This window comes from Nitrosospira sp. CT (genome assembly GCF_059489795.1).
Genome location: NZ_JCAHZJ010000019.1, coordinates 1 through 15,805, shown reverse-complemented (window position 1 = coordinate 15,805; position 15,805 = coordinate 1). Strand labels below are relative to the sequence as shown.

Genomic DNA, 15,805 nt, shown 5'->3' with positions numbered 1-15,805 from the left:
AATTTCAGTGACGGTCCAGCTAGTGTTGGAGCTAACATTACTCTCTGCGTCAGTTGTTACACTGGCTGACCAGACCGCACCACCGCCATCGGTCCCGTCCCAAAGAATAATGTTGTTGTTGGGGGGTCGTAACCAATACCGTAGTTGCCCGTGATTCGAAAGTCGGATCCGTCGGCATTGATGAGATCGATCCCGATATCGCGATTGCTATCAGGCTGGGCAGCATCTGCATTGTCTAGATCCCATATCATTAAATCAGACGTGAGCGCCCCCGCTACCGTCGCTGTCCGGATGTAAAGATTATGTACAGGATCGATCGTGGCGGCACCTTTAAAGCCGATCGAGTTAGACGAAGTGCCAATTTTTTCCCACGTATCTTGTCCGCCATTCCTCACATTCCCTAATATGTAGCGATATAAAGAGGGAAAACCTGTAGAGTGCAGATCTGCAGTAAGATAAACGACATCCTTGCCGTTTTCCGTCCGATAGGCGGTAGTACCATTGACGTAGCCTGGAGGTTCAGTCCCTGTCCATTGCCCCTGTCGATCAATCCACATATTACCGCCCTGAGCCACATTGACAGTATTGTAGCCAGAACCAGTTACGCCCCCTACTTTGTTTGGATCCGCTTTTGTTGGGTCCCAAAGAAAAGGGCCCGCACGTCGCACGCTGGTCCCATCCAGAGTTTGAAAATTTCCACTGTTGGGAAATACTGCGCCACCGAACGTCAAAACATATCATTGACCGGGAGATAAATGTTGTTGTCATAGGTATGCGCAGATTGCGGAGCGCCCGCCCCCGACTACCAAGCCATTTGAATCAATCCTGCTCGGCAGAGAACCTCGTCCCCAATTACCAGTGGCTCCCCCCCATACATACATCTCGTTTCCAGCGTAATTTGCATGGCCGCCACCCCATAGCATCAAGTCTCCTTTTGCTGAATCCCAGGCGAAGGAGCTCCAGGCCCTTACAATTGCCGTGGGGCTCTCATAACTAGAATATTTTACTGCGTCAGCACCTTTTGCCCACGCATCGGAATATAGATTGGTACTGGCCTTAACCCAATCACCCTCCGGTGTAGCTTGCAGCAACGATGACATGCGCTCGAAAGCAGTCACTGCATGTGCTTGCGCGAAGAATCCGGGAAACAAGCTCATGACCAAGGTGGAAACAAGCGCAAACTTTAGCGAGTGAAACCTGCCTTCATAAACAGCAGACTTCGAGATTTTCCTTTTATTGCTTTTTTTGCCATGTTTAGCATCCTTAAATAAAGGTCCAGTGATGTCATGATATCAACTTCTTTTTTAACCGCTGGTTAAATAAGTTATTTATAGCATGAATTCCAAGTTCAAGCTGGTCTGTGGTTTCCGACTGATGAATACGGTTCCGTATCAGTAAATGAATTTAGGAATCTTGCCTTTTTAAGCGCAAGGAAGACTCTCGAAGCTGACGACATCAACTGTATTCTTACCGGAAGCTTCAATTATTCCCTGGGGAGGCCAAAGTCTATTCTCACTTTCGCTATTCTTTGTAGTAGTATTAAGAAATTTTTAGTGGGGCGGAACGGAACGACGCTTATCGGCTTTTTATGTTTCTTACTGGCTACCACTATCAAGAAAGACGAAGTACGCGCCGTTATATGCCATTACCGGCAGAACAAAGGGCTGGGGATCTCGATGTTTATGTCGAACCTGACTTTTGTCTCAACTTGACTTTTCTGTGATTATGACGCACACCGCATTCTGAGTGAAAACGACGTGCAATAGCAGCCGCCGTGTAGTGGGGTTTCCGCAATCAATTTGGTTAAGCTGGCATCTCACGCTGACCTCGGGACCCTATCGGCAGGCAGCGGGATCTTTTTTGCACGGTCGATAGCAAATCACATCCGCATCGATATTTCCGTTTTTTCATTTATCTTCCCGCCCAGATTCATTTTGGAGTTTTACATTAATACCGGCAATTGAGGAAGCTCTGTTCCACCCCGTAAGACAAACCAGCTACGGAGTAATTATGCAGCACGTTGAAGAAGTAAAGAGTATTTTGTCCAATGTCCTGAGCCTCGGCGAGCGCAAGAACTCTCTCAGGGAAGATTCCATCTTGCTCGGAAACATTCCGGAATTGGATTCGATGGCAGTAGTGAACGTAATCACCGCTTTGGAAGAGCACTTTGGCATCACCGTGGATGACGATGAGATCAGCGCCAGAACATTCGAAACCGTGGGTAGTCTCACACGCTTTGTTGAGCAGAAATTGACTGAATGAGCGGATATGCCGGGAATTTACCTGCTGAGCCCTTTTTCCTGAAGGCGGACTCCGGAGAGCGTTTCTGTCTTTATTACCCTCCTCATCCTCGCAGGGAATGCCGAGGGGTATTCATGTATGTTCATCCGTTCGGCGAAGAGATGAACAAGTCCAGGCGGATGGTCGCGTTGCAGGCAAGAGCTTTTGCAGCCAACGGGTTCGGAATGCTGCAAATTGATCTCTTTGGCTGTGGAGATAGCAGTGGTGAATTTGGGAACGCCAGCTGGAATTTGTGGAAGCAAGACTTAGGGGTTGCAAAGAATTGGCTTGAGAACCGTGTGGCTGCACCCGTCAGTCTCTGGGGCCTGCGCCTGGGTGCACTGCTCGCGTTGGATTTCGCCAGAGATTTGGACACCTCGATTGACCAGATAATCCTGTGGCAGCCCGTACTAAAGGGAAAATCCTTTCTGACCCAGTTCCTGCGCCTACGTCTCGCCGGTGAAATACTTTCAGCTGATGCCGATACACAGGAACACGTAGGGACGGACGAGCTACGTTCTTTGCTGCAAGCCGGAAATACCCTTGAAGTGGCTGGTTATGAACTTTCCCCGGAACTCGCCACTGTAATCGATAAGCTAGATGCGGCGGAACTCAGAGTGACGAAAAGTCCTATCCACTGGATCGAGATCGTAGCCGAGCCGGGCCGCTCCATATCTCCAGCAGGATCAAAAGTAGTGAATTTGTGGAAGCAAGGTGGGGTCGATGTGCACGTCTACGTTGTACCCTGTGTATCTTTTTGGGCGACACAAGAAATTTCGGAATGTCCTGCTCTGGTATCATCCACAACAGGGATTTTTAGGGGAGCCTCTGCATGAATTTCATGGAGCGTGCCCTTAGCTTCCCCTGCCACGGTTCACAGTTATATGGAATTTTAAGCGTACCGGTACAACTCGCCTCAAAGGGTTTGTTGATCGTAGTAGGCGGCCCACAGTATCGTGTAGGCAGTCACCGTCAATTTGTCCTGCTTGCCCGTTACCTCGCGGCGAATGGTGTACCTGTCCTGCGCTTTGATTACCGGGGAATGGGAGATAGCGAAGGAGATACCAGAACGTTCGAAGATCTGGGGGATGATCTGCGCTGCGCGATAGACGAGTTTTTTGAGGAGGTGCCTTCTCTTAACGGTTTGGTGATTTGGGGATTATGCGATGCCGCTTCGGCTGCGCTTTTCTATGCGCATGAGGATACCCGTGTCATGGGTCTCGTGCTGCTGAATCCCTGGGTGAGAACAGATCAAGGCGCAGCGCAAGCCTATCTGAAACATTACTACCTTGATCGTATTTTCACTCCAGAATTCTGGGGGAAAATACGGAAAGGGCAACTTGATTATTTCGAATCAATCCGGTCTCTCTGGAAAATCATGGGCAAAGCTTTTGCGGGCAAAAAAAAGATTGCTGGCAGCATGAAAGATTCACCCGGAAGCTCGCCAGAAGAAAATTCTTGCCATGTTGCTCCCTTACCGAAGAGGATGGTTGACGGACTCAGCCGTTTCCATGGAAAGTTACTCCTCATTATCAGTGGTAAAGACCTCACAGCTCAGGAGTTCCTAGATCTGGTAAAACGGTCACAAGAGTGGCAAAAGCTGCTGGCATCGCCTCAGATATCGAGGCTTGACTTACCGGAGGCCAACCACACCTTTTCCCGCCGCGAGTGGCGTGACCAGGTAGCCGTCGCTACAAGGGAGTGGATTCAATCATGGTGAAACGCGTTCTCATGATCGCATTTCATTACCCACCGATGTGGGGAAGCAGCGGCATACAGCGAACTCTGAAATTTTCCCAATATCTGCCCGAATTTGGATGGGAACCGATTGTCCTAACGGCACACCCCAGAGCATACTCCAGCACGAGCAACCATCAAATTCAGGAAATCTCCGATCAGTTACCGGTGTATCGTGCCTTTGCTCTCGACGTATCCAGGCATTTGTCATTCATGGGGCGTTATCCGAGTTTACTTGCTCTGCCTGATCGCTGGATTTCCTGGTTGATGGGTGCGGTTCCCCTGGGTTTGCACCTGGTTCGAAAATATCGACCTGACGTCATCTGGTCTACCTACCCCATTGCCACGGCTCATTTGATCGGGCTCAGCTTGAGACGGATAACTGGGCTTCCATGGGTTGCCGATCTAAGAGATCCCATGACGGATGTAGATTACCCGCTCGAACCGTTCACCCGCCGAATATATGAATGGATTGAGAAAAGGACGATCAACGATTGCACTCGGGCTGTTTTAACTACTCCGGGGGCGATCAATGATTACAAAAGAAGATTTCCGCGCATTCCTGCTTCGCGATTCTACCTGATAGAGAACGGTTATGATGAGGAAAATTTTACGGCAGCCGAAGCTCATATTGGGGGAGGTCTATCCAAAAGCGGCGAACAGTTCGTACTCGTTCACAGTGGCATCATTTACCCATCTGAACGTGACCCTGTAGCATTTTTTGAAGCTCTGGCGGCGCTACTAGAGCGGAGGCTGATTTCTCCCTTGAACTTGAAAGTGATACTTCGGGCTACCGCGCACGACGAGTACCTTTTACCATTGATTAGCCGATATGGGCTCGGTCTCATTGTTTCGCTGGCACCGGCAATCCCTTACCAAGACGCTTTGGCGGAAATGTTATCCGCCGATGGACTTTTAATCCTTCAGGCATCGAATTGCAATAACCAGATTCCTGCAAAACTCTATGAGTATCTGCGTGCTCGGCGCCCTATATTGGCCCTGACTGATCCGGCCGGGAATACCGCTGCGGCCTTGAGAGATGCAGGAATCGACACCATAGCTCGCCTGGATTCGAAGAATGATATTATGCTGGAGCTACTCCGTTTTCTGACATTAACCAAGGAGAATAAGGCTCCAATTGCGCCACATGAAAAAGTAATTGAGTGTGCCCGAAGATCAAGAACAGAGCAATTGAGTAATCTTCTAAGCCAAATAGCACCTCAAAACACGTGAGGCTGTGGTGCGTAGGATGGCGAACTCCTGCTGAAGTGGAGGCTCTATGAAAGTTATAATAGGAATTGCTGTGGTAACAATTTGGGCTGCAGCCTCCCCACTTTACGCAGCTAAAAAGAATTATTGTGGAGAAATAAAATTAGGATTGACGGGAGGTGACTACACCAGTAGTGAGGATAGAGCGAATAAATTAGGCGTCGTGGAAGGATTTCACTTCACTCCGGAAGTGGAGAACTTGATTAGGGGAAAGTCTGGATATCTCGGAGGGGATTTAAATTATACGCTTGAGCATTTTCCAAATCATCATCGGGCTCTAACGGCGATGGCAAAATTGGGCCTCAGAGAGAAGGTTACTAAACCTGTAGGCGCAAAATACACTGTTGAGTGCTACTTCGAACGCGCCATACGGTTCAAACCCACCGATGCGATGGTGCGGATGGTGTACGCTGATTATCTGTTAAAAACTGCACGTTCTCATGAGGCTAATGAGCAACTACAGATAGCTTCTGATCTTCAGCCAGAAGATCCTACCATTAATTACAATGTCGGCTTACTCTATTTGAAACAGAAAAATTACGAGCAGGCGAAAACGTATGCGAAGAAAGCATATCAACTCGGGTTTCCGTTACCGGGCTTGAAGAATCAGTTGAAGCAGGCGGGGAAATGGGATGAATAGCGCAAAAAAACTGGGATTAGCGCGAATCGAAGCTTCAGCAAATGTTTAGACGCCAGCCGCCTCCTGTGCAGGGGCGAAATGCGCGATGTACCAGCTCATTGCCTGTCTGAGTCCTTCATCAATGCGGTGAGACGGCTCAAAACCAAGTAATTTGGCGGCTTTCGTAATATCCGCCTGTGAGTGCCGCACATCGCCTTTGCGAAAGTCGACGTATGTCGGCTGATGGTTCGCGAGCTCCGGAAATTTCTCCAGCAGCAGATCGCGCATCATGCCGTACAGTTGATTCAGGCTCGTGCGTTCATTCACCGCTACGTTGTAAATCTGATTCACGGCTGCCGCATTGTCAGTGAGAGCGGCGAGAAGGTTGACTTGAACAACATTGTCGATATAACAAAAATCCCGGCTGGTTTCCCCGTCCCCATTGATATATAGCGTCTGGTTCCTGATCAGTGCGGAAATCCATTGGGGGATAACTGCGGCATAAGCGCCATTGGGGTCTTGTCTCGGACCGAATACATTAAAATAGCGCAACCCAACGGAGTCCAGTCCATAGCAACGGGCGAACACATCGGCGTAGAGCTCGTTCACATATTTGGTGACAGCATAGGGCGAGAGGGGGCGTCCAATTACCGCTTCCACTTTTGGCAGATCGGGGTGGTCGCCATAGGTGGAACTGGAAGCAGCATAGATGAAGCGCTTCACTTTCGCGTCGCGCGCTGCAACTAACATATTGAGGAATCCGGAAATATTGCTTTCGTTGGTGCGGATGGGGTCTTGAATGGAACGCGGCACGGAACCTAGTGCTGCCTGGTGCAAAACGAAATCCACGCCCTGGCATGCGGCTGTGCAAGTTTCGAGCCGGCAGATGTCACCCTCTATAAAGCTGAAATTACGCCAGGCCTTTTCCCCAACCAGGTCCCTTACCTGCTCAAGATTCCGCTGATAGCCGGTGAAAAAATTATCCAATCCGATTACTCTCTGGTTACGCTTGAGCAATGCCTCCAGCAGATTGGATCCGATGAAGCCGGCAACGCCCGTAACCAGCCAGCAGTATTGGCGGTCCTCCAGATGCCGCAGCGATTTTGGGTAAGCAGCCATGCTTGGCGAACTATCCTTCACAGTCTCCACACGTTTAAGCCAGCCTCTCGGAGTGCGGCAGAATCGAACTGGGATTTCACATCTATGAAACACCCTTTATCCGTGATTTTGGTCTGAAATTGGGTCAAAGGCATGTCAGTGAACTGGCGGTGGGCAACTGCAACAATCATTGCATCGGCACGGGGAAGATCTTCCCATGATTCAAGTTCTATGCCATATTCGTGGCGGGCTTCTTCCAGACTTGCCACAGGATCATGGACGTGAATCTCTATTCCATAGCTTTCGAGTTCATTGATCAGATCGGCAACCTTGGAATTCCTGAGATCAGGACAATTTTCCTTGAAGGCCAAGCCGAGAACATTCACGCGGGCACTGCGAACGTTGATATCGGCCTTGATGATATGCTTGATCGTTTGTTCCGCCACGAATTTGGCCATACTGTCATTGATACGCCTCCCCGCGAGGATGACCTGGGGGATATAACCGACCATTTCTGCCTTATGGGTAAGGTAGTAGGGATCGACCCCGATACAATGACCCCCCACCAGACCCGGGCGAAAAGGTAGAAAATTCCATTTCGTGCCGGCCGCCTGCAGCACTTCCAGTGTATCGATGTCCAGTTTGTCGAAAATAATCGCCAGTTCATTCATCAAAGCGATATTGAGGTCTCTTTGAGTATTTTCGATCACCTTGGCCGCCTCGGCCACCTTGATACTGGAGGCGCGATGCACACCGGCGGTAATTATGCTCTCGTAAAGCGCTGCAATTTTTTCCAGCGTATCCTCATCGTCTCCAGCGACGACCTTGAGAATTTTTGTAAGTGTATGCTGTTTGTCGCCCGGGTTAATCCGCTCGGGCGAGAAGCCGACATGGAAATCGTTTTTCCATTTCATGCCGGAATGTTTCTCCAGAACAGGAATACAGACTTCCTCGGTTGCTCCTGGATAAACGGTGGATTCGTAAATAACGGTCGCTCCCCGCTTCATATGTTTTCCCACAGTTTCGCTCGCGCCTATGAGGGGGCGAAAATCGGGCTGATGGGCTGCGTCTACGGGTGTTGGAACGGCCACGACAATATAATCCGCCTGTGACAACTCAGCCGGGTCGGTAGTGACATGAAGCTGCTCTGCGGCTTTCAGGTCACCGGAGGAAACTTCACCGGTCGGATCGATAAATTGCTTGTAACTTGCTATCTTGCTGCTTGAAAGATCGTAACCAATAGTCTTCCTTTTTTTTCCAAACTCAACTGCCAAAGGTAATCCTACATAACCTAACCCAACCACTGCTACTACACTCATCAGTTATCTCCCGCTTTATACTTGTAGACGTTATAACGGCATAAACCAGATCATCTCCATCCAGTATCATCAAGCCATATCACCTCGAATACCATTGTACTGAAGGTCAGTCCCTGAACTGTTCATGCAGCATATCATAGCGGGAAATGACAAAGGAAAAAGGAAGAAGCTGGCTGTGAGAATCAGCCGGCCAGTCTCGACTCAACCAGAGAACAAAGTTCATTGCACCTGACTGCTTTGCAACAAGTCTCCGCACAAGCCTGGAGGCCGTCGAGGTTCGCAACCCAGTAATGCCTGACGAAGCCTGGATATTTGGCGTTTGCAGCGGATGATATTTTTAAGCGTTTCTACGCCGCCCTGCACTATCGTCCAGCTCAACCGCAGATGCGGACCCCACGCTCCGCCGCGTATTCGCGACGGCTTCCTTCCATATCCGCTGTAATGCATCCCACATGCCTGCCCGAACTGTGGTCAGATAAAGGGTATTATCGCTCAATCCGTTTACAAGACGCCTCTGAGCTTCAGCCAGATTATGGTAGGGCATGCTCATGAAAAGATGGTGTGTTGCGTGATAGCGCAAACCAACCGGAGCCCACAGGCCAGTGAGGAAGTTGCCTGGCACATTGATGGAATCGAGATATTGCTCGGCAAATTCCATCGGGCGGCCGCCGGGATTACGATACGCGTGTGCGCTCAATGTACGCAAGGAGTTTATAAAAAAGATGAACATCGCGATGATGTACCAGAAGACCAGGAACCAAGGGGTCAGAATATCCAGTTCAATACAGGTAACCACCGCGGTGATGAATAAAAAAGCACCAAACTCCTGGATTCTCCAATGCCTGTCGTTGCGGAGCGCATGCGGCGCGCGCTTATAGTTCATATCTATGGTGAGCGAGGAGGCGCGCTCCCACAGAATCCGACGCAGCGGCGAAATGAAATACGACAACGGTGTGAGAAGCAGGAAACGAACGATGAAGAAAAGCGGCAGGATGAAGGACAGCAGCACATACCCCACCATGACCATCGGTTTCAGGGTTGCAAAAGGGATATATTCGCCATCTCCGGCAGTGCCGTACACATCTCTCCTGTGGTGATCGTTGTGCACGCCATCATAGGTAAAGGAAGGAATCAGCAGAGGTATGCCACACGTCACATTCCAGATAAAGCGAAACACCCCGAAGGTGCCTTTTTTGAGATGGGCCAGCTCATGTACAAAGATAGCGGCGCGATAAAAAGCAAACGTGGCAACGGGCAGGGCCAGCAACTGCCAGAATGAAAAGAGCGGTATGGACAGGATGATCAGGAAGACTGCCCAGCCAAGCGAGATATGGAAGAGAAAATCCAACCAGTAGATCCAGGGATTGGGCGTCATGAGATCGCGGACAAGGTTGTGCGCCTCCCGCAACGGAAATTCCTGTCCTGGCTGTATCTGCATCATCACCGGATACTCACTGTTCTTTGTCTGGTACCGACTCGGTCTGACGCGCTATCCACTCTCTTTCCCTTTTCCTTTCCACATTCCGCCATTATTTCACGACCTGGAACATGGTGCGACTTCATTCGAACACCTCGGCATGAACCAGTCTCACCGCCTTTTCATCCTTGCTGGAAACGACGGGGCTTGCACCTGCCTCGAGGGGCCATTCGATGCCAATTCCCGGGTCGTTCCACAGAATACTGCGATCAAAATCAGAAAAATAGTACTCGGTGGTTTTATATAAGAAATCTGCAATGTCACTGAGGACATAGAACCCATGCGCAAATCCGGGCGGCAACCACAACTGGCGGTAATTGTCTTCAGTCAATTCGACGCCGACCCAATGACCAAAAGTAGGGGATGATGTGCGAATGTCTACAGCCACGTCGAATACTGCCCCACGCACGACACGTACCAGCTTTCCCTGCGGCCGATGGATCTGATAGTGCAACCCACGCAGCACGCCCTTGACAGAGCGGCTATGATTATCCTGTACAAACCCCACGTCAAGTCCGACCGCTCGCCGGAAATTTTCCTGATTGAAGCTCTCGAAGAAAAATCCGCGACTATCTCCGAACACTTTGGGCTCGATTATCAGGACCTCCGGGATAGAGGTGGTAATAACCTTCATGTAACCACCCATTCCTCTAGCAAGCGTTTCAAGTACTGGCCGTAACCATTCTTGGCCAGAGGCTGCGCCAGCTTCTCAAGCTGCTCGCTATTTATGAAACCTTGGCGAAAGGCGATCTCTTCCGGGCAGGCCACTTTGAGCCCCTGACGGTGTTCGATGGTTTCAATGAAGTTGCTTGCTTCTATCAGGCTTTCGTGCGTGCCGGTATCCAGCCAGGCATAGCCACGTCCCATGATTTCCACGTTGAGCTGATTATGCTTGAGATAAGTGCGATTGACATCGGTGATTTCCAGCTCGCCGCGCGCGGAAGGCTTGAGTCCACTGGCAATATCCACTACCTGATTATCGTAAAAATAAAGGCCGGTCACCGCGTAGTTGCTCTTGGGTTGAGCGGGTTTTTCTTCCAGCGAAGAAACACGATGATTCGCATCAAAGGCGACGACCCCGTACCGTTCCGGGTCCTGTACGTGATAGGCAAAGACTGTCGCACCTTCCTGTCTTTCCATGGCATGCTGTAATTGCAGATGCAAATCGTGACCATAGAAAATGTTATCACCCAACACAAGCGCGCTCGAATCCTTTCCAATGAAATCCCTGCCAATGATAAAAGCATGAGCGAGCCCATCCGGGCTGTTTTGCACCGCATATTGCAGGTTCAAACCCCAATCCCCCCCATCACCCAGAAGCTGCTCGAAACGTGGCGTATCCTGAGGAGTGGAAATAATGAGAATGTCGCGAATACCCGCGAGCATCAATGTGCTGAGCGGATAGTAGATCATGGGCTTGTCGTAAATAGGCAACAATTGTTTGGAGACCGCTTTTGTCACGGGATAGAGCCGTGTGCCGGAGCCTCCCGCAAGAATGATGCCTTTACGCTGAATCATAGTGGTTTCTCGAGAATTTCGGTGAGCATGCGCTCAACCCCTGTCTCCCACGGCGGCAAGTTTAAATCGAATGTGCTTTGCAGTTTTCCGGTATCGAGGCGGGAGTTTTTTGGCCGCCGAGCGGCGGATGGAAATTCACTGCTTGTTACCGGGAAAACATTTTCTGGCGCGACCATCAGCTTGATCCCCTCCTGCCGCGCAAAGTTCAATACAAAATTCGCATAACCGTACCAGGACGTTTCACCCGCGGCAGTCAGATGATAAAGCCCAGAGATATTCTGCCCCTGCCTGCTTATCCGTATGACCTGAGCAGTGATGTCAGCCAGAAGCTCCGCACCGGTGGGAGCGCCAACCTGATCATCAATAACATTGAGACTATCGCGTTGCTGGGCCAAGCGCAGCATGGTTTTTGCGAAATTACTGCCACGCGCTGCAAAAACCCAACTCGTGCGAAAGATGAGATGGTTGCAACCCGAGGTCAAAATCGCTTGCTCGGCTTCGAGCTTGGTTATGCCGTACACATTTAAAGGGGTGGGAGAATCGGTTTCCACACGAGGCGCACTTCCGCTCCCGTCAAATACATAATCGGTAGAATAATGTACCAGCCAAGCGCCCAGCTTGCCGGCTTCGCGGGCGAGTACAGCGGGAGCAAGGGCGTTGATGAGGCGGACACGCTCCGGCTCGCTTTCAGCCTTGTCCACCGCTGTATAGGCGGCGGCATTTACGATCACATCCGGCGCAACTGTCCGAATAGCATCTGTAATTCCGTCGAGACGTGTGAAATCACCGCAGAGCTCGTGGCTGCCAAAATCCAGAGCCACTATCTCGCCTAGGGGTGCAAGACTGCGCTGCAGTTCCCATCCAACCTGGCCATCTTTTCCAAACAGTAGAATTTTCATCAAGCACGCTCTTTGTAGTTCTTCTCCACCCAGTGCCGATATGCTCCGGATTGAACATGGGTGACCCAAACCGCATTGTCGAGATACCACTGCACAGTTTTGCTGATTCCTGTTTCAAAAGTTTCAGCAGGTCTCCAACCCAGTTCACGCTCGATTTTGCTCGCATCGATCGCATAACGCCGGTCATGGCCTGGACGATCCGCCACATATTTGATCAGATTGCGATAGGACTGGCCCGCGCGGGGGCGAAAGGTGTCCAGCAGGCTACAGATTGTTTCCACAATTTCGATGTTGGGTTTTTCATTCCAGCCGCCGATATTATAAATCTCTCCCGGAATGCCATCCTCCAGCACGCGGCGAATGGCGCTGCAATGATCTTTTACGTAGAGCCAGTCGCGGATTTGCTGGCCATCGCCGTAGACTGGCAATGACTTTCCCGCCAGTGCATTGACGATCATGAGCGGAATGAGCTTTTCGGGAAATTGATATGGGCCGTAATTGTTGGAGCAGTTTGTGGTGAAAACAGGCAATCCGTATGTGTGGTGATAGGCACGCACCAAATGATCGCTTGCTGCCTTGCTTGCTGAGTAAGGGCTGTTAGGTTCGTAACGATGCGTCTCGGTAAAAGGCATTTCGTCTTTTGCCAGCGAACCATACACCTCATCGGTTGAGACGTGCAAGAAACGAAACTGCTGCTTTTCATTTCCCTTCAATTTGCTCCAGTAATCGCGAGATGCTTCCAGAAGGCGGAAGGTACCCACGATGTTGGTTTGCATGAAGTCCTCCGGACCATGTATGGAACGATCGACATGGCTCTCCGCAGCAAAATTAAGGATGGCGCGCGGCCGATAGTTCTTTAGCAGATGAACCAGGAGATCGGAATCACTAATATCGCCTTGTACAAAAACATGCCGCTTGTCGCCCTCCAGCGTTTTCAGGTTCTCCAGGTTGCCAGCATAAGTGAGCACGTCGAGGTTGATGGCCGCCTCGTCAGATTGCTCCAGCCAATCCAATACGAAATTCGCCCCGATAAATCCGGCACCTCCTGTTACCAGAATCATTTGCTCTTCCTTGAAATCATTACGTTATGCTGTTTAATACACTCTTACCGCTTGGGAATCCTTACGCTGAATCCTGATGATGGACAAAATGGAAAAAACGCAGAATACGTGGTTAAAACTCTTCGTCTTGCCGCAAATAACGCCACTTTCCCAAGGGAAGCTCGCCCAGCTTTACCTTGCCGATGCGAACTCGTTTCAGTCCTGTGACCTTCAAACCAACCAGTTCGCACATTCTACGAATCTGCCGCTTCCTGCCTTCCTTTAAAATGAATCTCAACTGGTCCTTATTCTGCTGGACCACCTCGGCACGTTTCAGTGCCTTTCCATCCAGACTCAGGCCGTGACTCAACAGATTCAGGGTGCGCTGGGACAACACTCCTTCCACACGTACAAGATACTCCTTTTCAATCTCGGATTCGGCACCGATCAATTTCCTCGCGATGCGGCCATCTTGGGTAAAAACAAGCAATCCGCTTGAATCGATATCCAACCGGCCTGCGGGCGCCATACCTTTCAAATTTGATGGGCTAAAACTGGATAGTGCATTGCTATCATGAAGCTGCGATTCTCTATTAATGAGGCTGATTGCGGGCTTGTATCCTCGCTCGGGTTGTCCTGAAACATACCCAACGGGCTTATGCAACAGTACGGTGATTTGATCGCACTGCTGCGCTTGTGCCATGCGCGCAAGCTTTATTTCCTGCGTAGGAAAAACCTTGATGCCTAACTGATTGATGCGCTCCCCATCCACAAATACCCAGCCGCGTTCGATATAGTCATCCGCTTCCCGGCGCGAACACAACCCCTTCTGGGACATAAGCTTGGATAACCGGATTTTTTCCATCGTTTCCTGCTGCTGAACGAAAAGACTCACGAAACATAACGACGCATCATCTTTCAAGAACTGCACATTATAGTTTGAACGTCTGTACCATTTCAGCTAGAATTGCGACTCGCAGGCGCGTAGCTCAGCTGGTTAGAGCACCACCTTGACATGGTGGGGGTCGTTGGTTCGAGTCCAATCGCGCCTACCAACATCCTTTATATCCGTTATCACTGCTTTTCCTGTTTTCCCCGATAGAACGGCATAGCGCACCCGGTCTTTCTCCTGCTTTTTGCTGCGCCTCCCTGCCATACTTTCTCTCTGTCGCCTCCGATCATTTAAACCATCGAAGCGAGTTTTGATTTCAAGGTATGGACGATTGGAGGCTCAAGAAGGTGCTTGAAAGCATTTTCTAGAGTGAAAAAATCACTTACTTCTTAAGAAAAGGGGAATAGACAGAGAACAACATTAGAAATCAGCTGGAAAGGGAAGAACATTTCCAAGTAATGAGAGAATGGAATCTATTCCATCGACTATGATCTCAACAGGATCATCGTTGAAAAGAAAGGATCGGCATGGACAGTCTGTCAAATGCAACCCCGCCAATTTCCGTCCTTTGCCCACAACGGTTGATATCACCGGGCATGAGAATGCGTCAATAAAACGGCCCCCGAGGGGGCCGTATCTTTCTCCACGTAGAAGAGGTTTGCGTTTCGTCAATCAGGAATTTTTACGTTGGCTCCGCCGCCGCACGACAGCGCCCATCAGGCCCAAGCCTGCCAGAAGCATCGCGTAGGTTTCTGGTTCCGGAACCGCACTCACCTGGATCGATCCGCTATAAAGACCGCCAAGGGTACCGTTGGTCATTCCTGTGATATTCAAATCAAAATTACCACCTGCGTTTGGCCCCCAATGCAAAGTGAGCAAGTCAGATGTATTTGATCCTCCAATCACGGCCGAGGCCAGTTGTGTCTCATCACCGTTGTTCCGGATTCCGTCCGGGTTGGAAATCAGTGACATCGTGGAGAGGATCGTGTTGAAGGTACCATGATCCGGGACATCCACCGGAAAATTGATGACGCTGTAACCGGAACCTCCGTTGGCAGGCAGACTGAAAGAAAAGACATCATTGAAATTTCCAGCAGGCACTACGCTTCCGGTGAACGTGGTTGGCACATCAAAAGACACCGTACCAAGCTGATCATCCGTAGGTGCAGCATTGGCTCCAGCGCTCACCCCTGCCAGAATCGCAACAGTAACAGCTCGCTTCAAAAAAGTATTCATGATTTTAACCTCCTTAAGTACTTACTAGAAACATTGAAGATCAACCTTTTAGCAGAGTTGACAATTTTTTTGTTGGTAGTACCTATTGCACCGAGGTGCGAAATTAATCCGCGGGCCTCGATAGTGAAAGATTACACTCCATGGGCAAATGATCAATAGACCGATAGGACTAGCCAGGAAAATTAATTAAGTCTTCAGCTTTCCTTTCTTCCAACTCATTTTCAGATACAAGGTAGCTGGTGTCACCGCGTAACCTGTGCTGTGCCCCGAACGACAATCCATGTTCCGCCCTGTTACGGCGCAACTCGCCTTCCGGGCGGCCAACACGCTTGAGGCTGTCGACGATATTCTTCACATGCTGCGTCTTGCTCATCTGCGCGACCAGAATGGCATCCGGAGTTTCCACTACCACCATATCCTC

General features: G+C 50.1%; 15 protein-coding genes, 1 tRNA gene and 1 pseudogene. 6 read left to right on the top strand and 11 right to left on the bottom strand.

The features are described from left to right. Nucleotides 1-56: 56 nt before the first annotated feature. Entirely contained in the window at nt 57-731 is a 675-nt protein-coding gene (locus AC52W5_RS03390; RefSeq protein ID WP_495669975.1) for a hypothetical protein, read from the bottom strand. 1,279 nt (nt 732-2,010) lie between these two features. Here AC52W5_RS03390 and AC52W5_RS03385 point away from each other — a divergent pair. Genes AC52W5_RS03385 through AC52W5_RS03365 form a run of 5 tightly spaced genes read left to right on the top strand, consistent with a single transcriptional unit; the run spans nt 2,011 to nt 5,926 of the window. Next, entirely contained in the window at nt 2,011-2,262 is a 252-nt protein-coding gene (locus AC52W5_RS03385) for an acyl carrier protein (protein WP_112891299.1), read from the top strand. Beyond that, nucleotides 2,259-3,116, top strand: coding sequence for a hydrolase 2, exosortase A system-associated (locus tag AC52W5_RS03380; protein WP_495669974.1), 858 nt, complete (start codon nt 2,259-2,261; stop codon nt 3,114-3,116). Before AC52W5_RS03385 ends, AC52W5_RS03380 begins: the two co-directional genes overlap by 4 nt. After that, nucleotides 3,113-4,000: a hydrolase 1, exosortase A system-associated gene (locus AC52W5_RS03375; protein ID WP_495669973.1), complete on the top strand. Its 888-nt coding sequence runs from the start codon at nt 3,113-3,115 to the stop codon at nt 3,998-4,000. The genes AC52W5_RS03380 and AC52W5_RS03375 overlap by 4 nt, the downstream gene beginning before the upstream one ends. An 11-nt stretch (nt 4,001-4,011) precedes the next feature. After that, complete coding sequence (locus AC52W5_RS03370) at nt 4,012-5,250, top strand: glycosyltransferase (RefSeq protein ID WP_495669972.1); 1,239 nt, start codon at nt 4,012-4,014, stop codon at nt 5,248-5,250. A gap of 46 nt (nt 5,251-5,296) precedes the next feature. After that, entirely contained in the window at nt 5,297-5,926 is a 630-nt protein-coding gene (locus AC52W5_RS03365) for a tetratricopeptide repeat protein (protein ID WP_495669971.1), read from the top strand. Between the two features lie 45 nt (nt 5,927-5,971). Here AC52W5_RS03365 and AC52W5_RS03360 read toward each other — a convergent pair whose 3' ends face one another. The 8 genes from AC52W5_RS03360 to AC52W5_RS03325 form a co-directional block, all read right to left on the bottom strand. Continuing rightward, nucleotides 5,972-7,024: an SDR family oxidoreductase gene (locus AC52W5_RS03360; protein ID WP_495669970.1), complete on the bottom strand. Its 1,053-nt coding sequence runs from the start codon at nt 7,022-7,024 to the stop codon at nt 5,972-5,974. A 17-nt stretch (nt 7,025-7,041) separates the two neighbouring features. Then, nucleotides 7,042-8,322, bottom strand: a complete 1,281-nt coding sequence (locus AC52W5_RS03355) for a nucleotide sugar dehydrogenase (protein WP_495669969.1) — start codon at nt 8,320-8,322, stop codon at nt 7,042-7,044. A gap of 337 nt (nt 8,323-8,659) precedes the next feature. Then, entirely contained in the window at nt 8,660-9,763 is a 1,104-nt protein-coding gene (locus tag AC52W5_RS03350; protein ID WP_495669968.1) for a fatty acid desaturase family protein, read from the bottom strand. Nucleotides 9,764-9,881: 118 nt separating this feature from the next. Then, nucleotides 9,882-10,433 carry a dTDP-4-dehydrorhamnose 3,5-epimerase gene (gene rfbC, locus AC52W5_RS03345; protein WP_495669967.1) on the bottom strand — a complete coding sequence of 184 codons (552 nt, stop codon included), beginning with the start codon at nt 10,431-10,433 and terminating at the stop codon, nt 9,882-9,884. Further along, the gene (rfbA, locus tag AC52W5_RS03340) at nt 10,430-11,317 is read right to left on the bottom strand and encodes a glucose-1-phosphate thymidylyltransferase RfbA (protein ID WP_074973893.1); all 888 of its coding nucleotides are present in this window, start codon (nt 11,315-11,317) and stop codon (nt 10,430-10,432) included. The genes rfbC and rfbA overlap by 4 nt, the downstream gene beginning before the upstream one ends. Next, entirely contained in the window at nt 11,314-12,216 is a 903-nt protein-coding gene (rfbD, locus tag AC52W5_RS03335; RefSeq protein ID WP_495669966.1) for a dTDP-4-dehydrorhamnose reductase, read from the bottom strand. The genes rfbA and rfbD overlap by 4 nt, the downstream gene beginning before the upstream one ends. Beyond that, nucleotides 12,216-13,277: a dTDP-glucose 4,6-dehydratase gene (gene rfbB / locus AC52W5_RS03330; protein ID WP_495669965.1), complete on the bottom strand. Its 1,062-nt coding sequence runs from the start codon at nt 13,275-13,277 to the stop codon at nt 12,216-12,218. Before rfbB ends, rfbD begins: the two co-directional genes overlap by 1 nt. Nucleotides 13,278-13,389: 112 nt before the next feature. Beyond that, the gene (locus AC52W5_RS03325) at nt 13,390-14,121 is read right to left on the bottom strand and encodes a pseudouridine synthase (protein ID WP_495669994.1); all 732 of its coding nucleotides are present in this window, start codon (nt 14,119-14,121) and stop codon (nt 13,390-13,392) included. Between the two features lie 113 nt (nt 14,122-14,234). Between AC52W5_RS03325 and AC52W5_RS03320 the strand changes: the two genes are divergently transcribed. Beyond that, nucleotides 14,235-14,311 (top strand) — tRNA-Val (locus AC52W5_RS03320). Between the two features lie 509 nt (nt 14,312-14,820). Here the strand turns inward: AC52W5_RS03320 and AC52W5_RS03315 are convergent. Further along, the gene (locus AC52W5_RS03315; protein WP_495669964.1) at nt 14,821-15,384 is read right to left on the bottom strand and encodes an FxDxF family PEP-CTERM protein; all 564 of its coding nucleotides are present in this window, start codon (nt 15,382-15,384) and stop codon (nt 14,821-14,823) included. Between the two features lie 169 nt (nt 15,385-15,553). Beyond that, a pseudogene (locus AC52W5_RS03310) lies at nt 15,554-15,805 on the bottom strand (hypothetical protein); the annotation flags it as partial.

Coding starts and splice junctions, on each gene's coding strand:
- AC52W5_RS03385 (WP_112891299.1), top strand. CDS start 2,011: ATGCAGCACGTTGAAGAAGTAAAGAGTATTTTGTCCAATGTCCTGAGC.
- AC52W5_RS03380 (WP_495669974.1), top strand. CDS start 2,259: ATGAGCGGATATGCCGGGAATTTACCTGCTGAGCCCTTTTTCCTGAAG.
- AC52W5_RS03375 (WP_495669973.1), top strand. CDS start 3,113: ATGAATTTCATGGAGCGTGCCCTTAGCTTCCCCTGCCACGGTTCACAG.
- AC52W5_RS03370 (WP_495669972.1), top strand. CDS start 4,012: ATGATCGCATTTCATTACCCACCGATGTGGGGAAGCAGCGGCATACAG.
- AC52W5_RS03365 (WP_495669971.1), top strand. CDS start 5,297: ATGAAAGTTATAATAGGAATTGCTGTGGTAACAATTTGGGCTGCAGCC.
- AC52W5_RS03360 (WP_495669970.1), bottom strand. CDS start 7,024: ATGGCTGCTTACCCAAAATCGCTGCGGCATCTGGAGGACCGCCAATAC.
- AC52W5_RS03355 (WP_495669969.1), bottom strand. CDS start 8,322: ATGAGTGTAGTAGCAGTGGTTGGGTTAGGTTATGTAGGATTACCTTTG.
- AC52W5_RS03350 (WP_495669968.1), bottom strand. CDS start 9,763: ATGATGCAGATACAGCCAGGACAGGAATTTCCGTTGCGGGAGGCGCAC.
- rfbC (WP_495669967.1), bottom strand. CDS start 10,433: ATGAAGGTTATTACCACCTCTATCCCGGAGGTCCTGATAATCGAGCCC.
- rfbA (WP_074973893.1), bottom strand. CDS start 11,317: ATGATTCAGCGTAAAGGCATCATTCTTGCGGGAGGCTCCGGCACACGG.
- rfbD (WP_495669966.1), bottom strand. CDS start 12,216: ATGAAAATTCTACTGTTTGGAAAAGATGGCCAGGTTGGATGGGAACTG.
- rfbB (WP_495669965.1), bottom strand. CDS start 13,277: ATGATTCTGGTAACAGGAGGTGCCGGATTTATCGGGGCGAATTTCGTA.
- AC52W5_RS03325 (WP_495669994.1), bottom strand. CDS start 14,121: ATGGAAAAAATCCGGTTATCCAAGCTTATGTCCCAGAAGGGGTTGTGT.
- AC52W5_RS03315 (WP_495669964.1), bottom strand. CDS start 15,384: ATGAATACTTTTTTGAAGCGAGCTGTTACTGTTGCGATTCTGGCAGGG.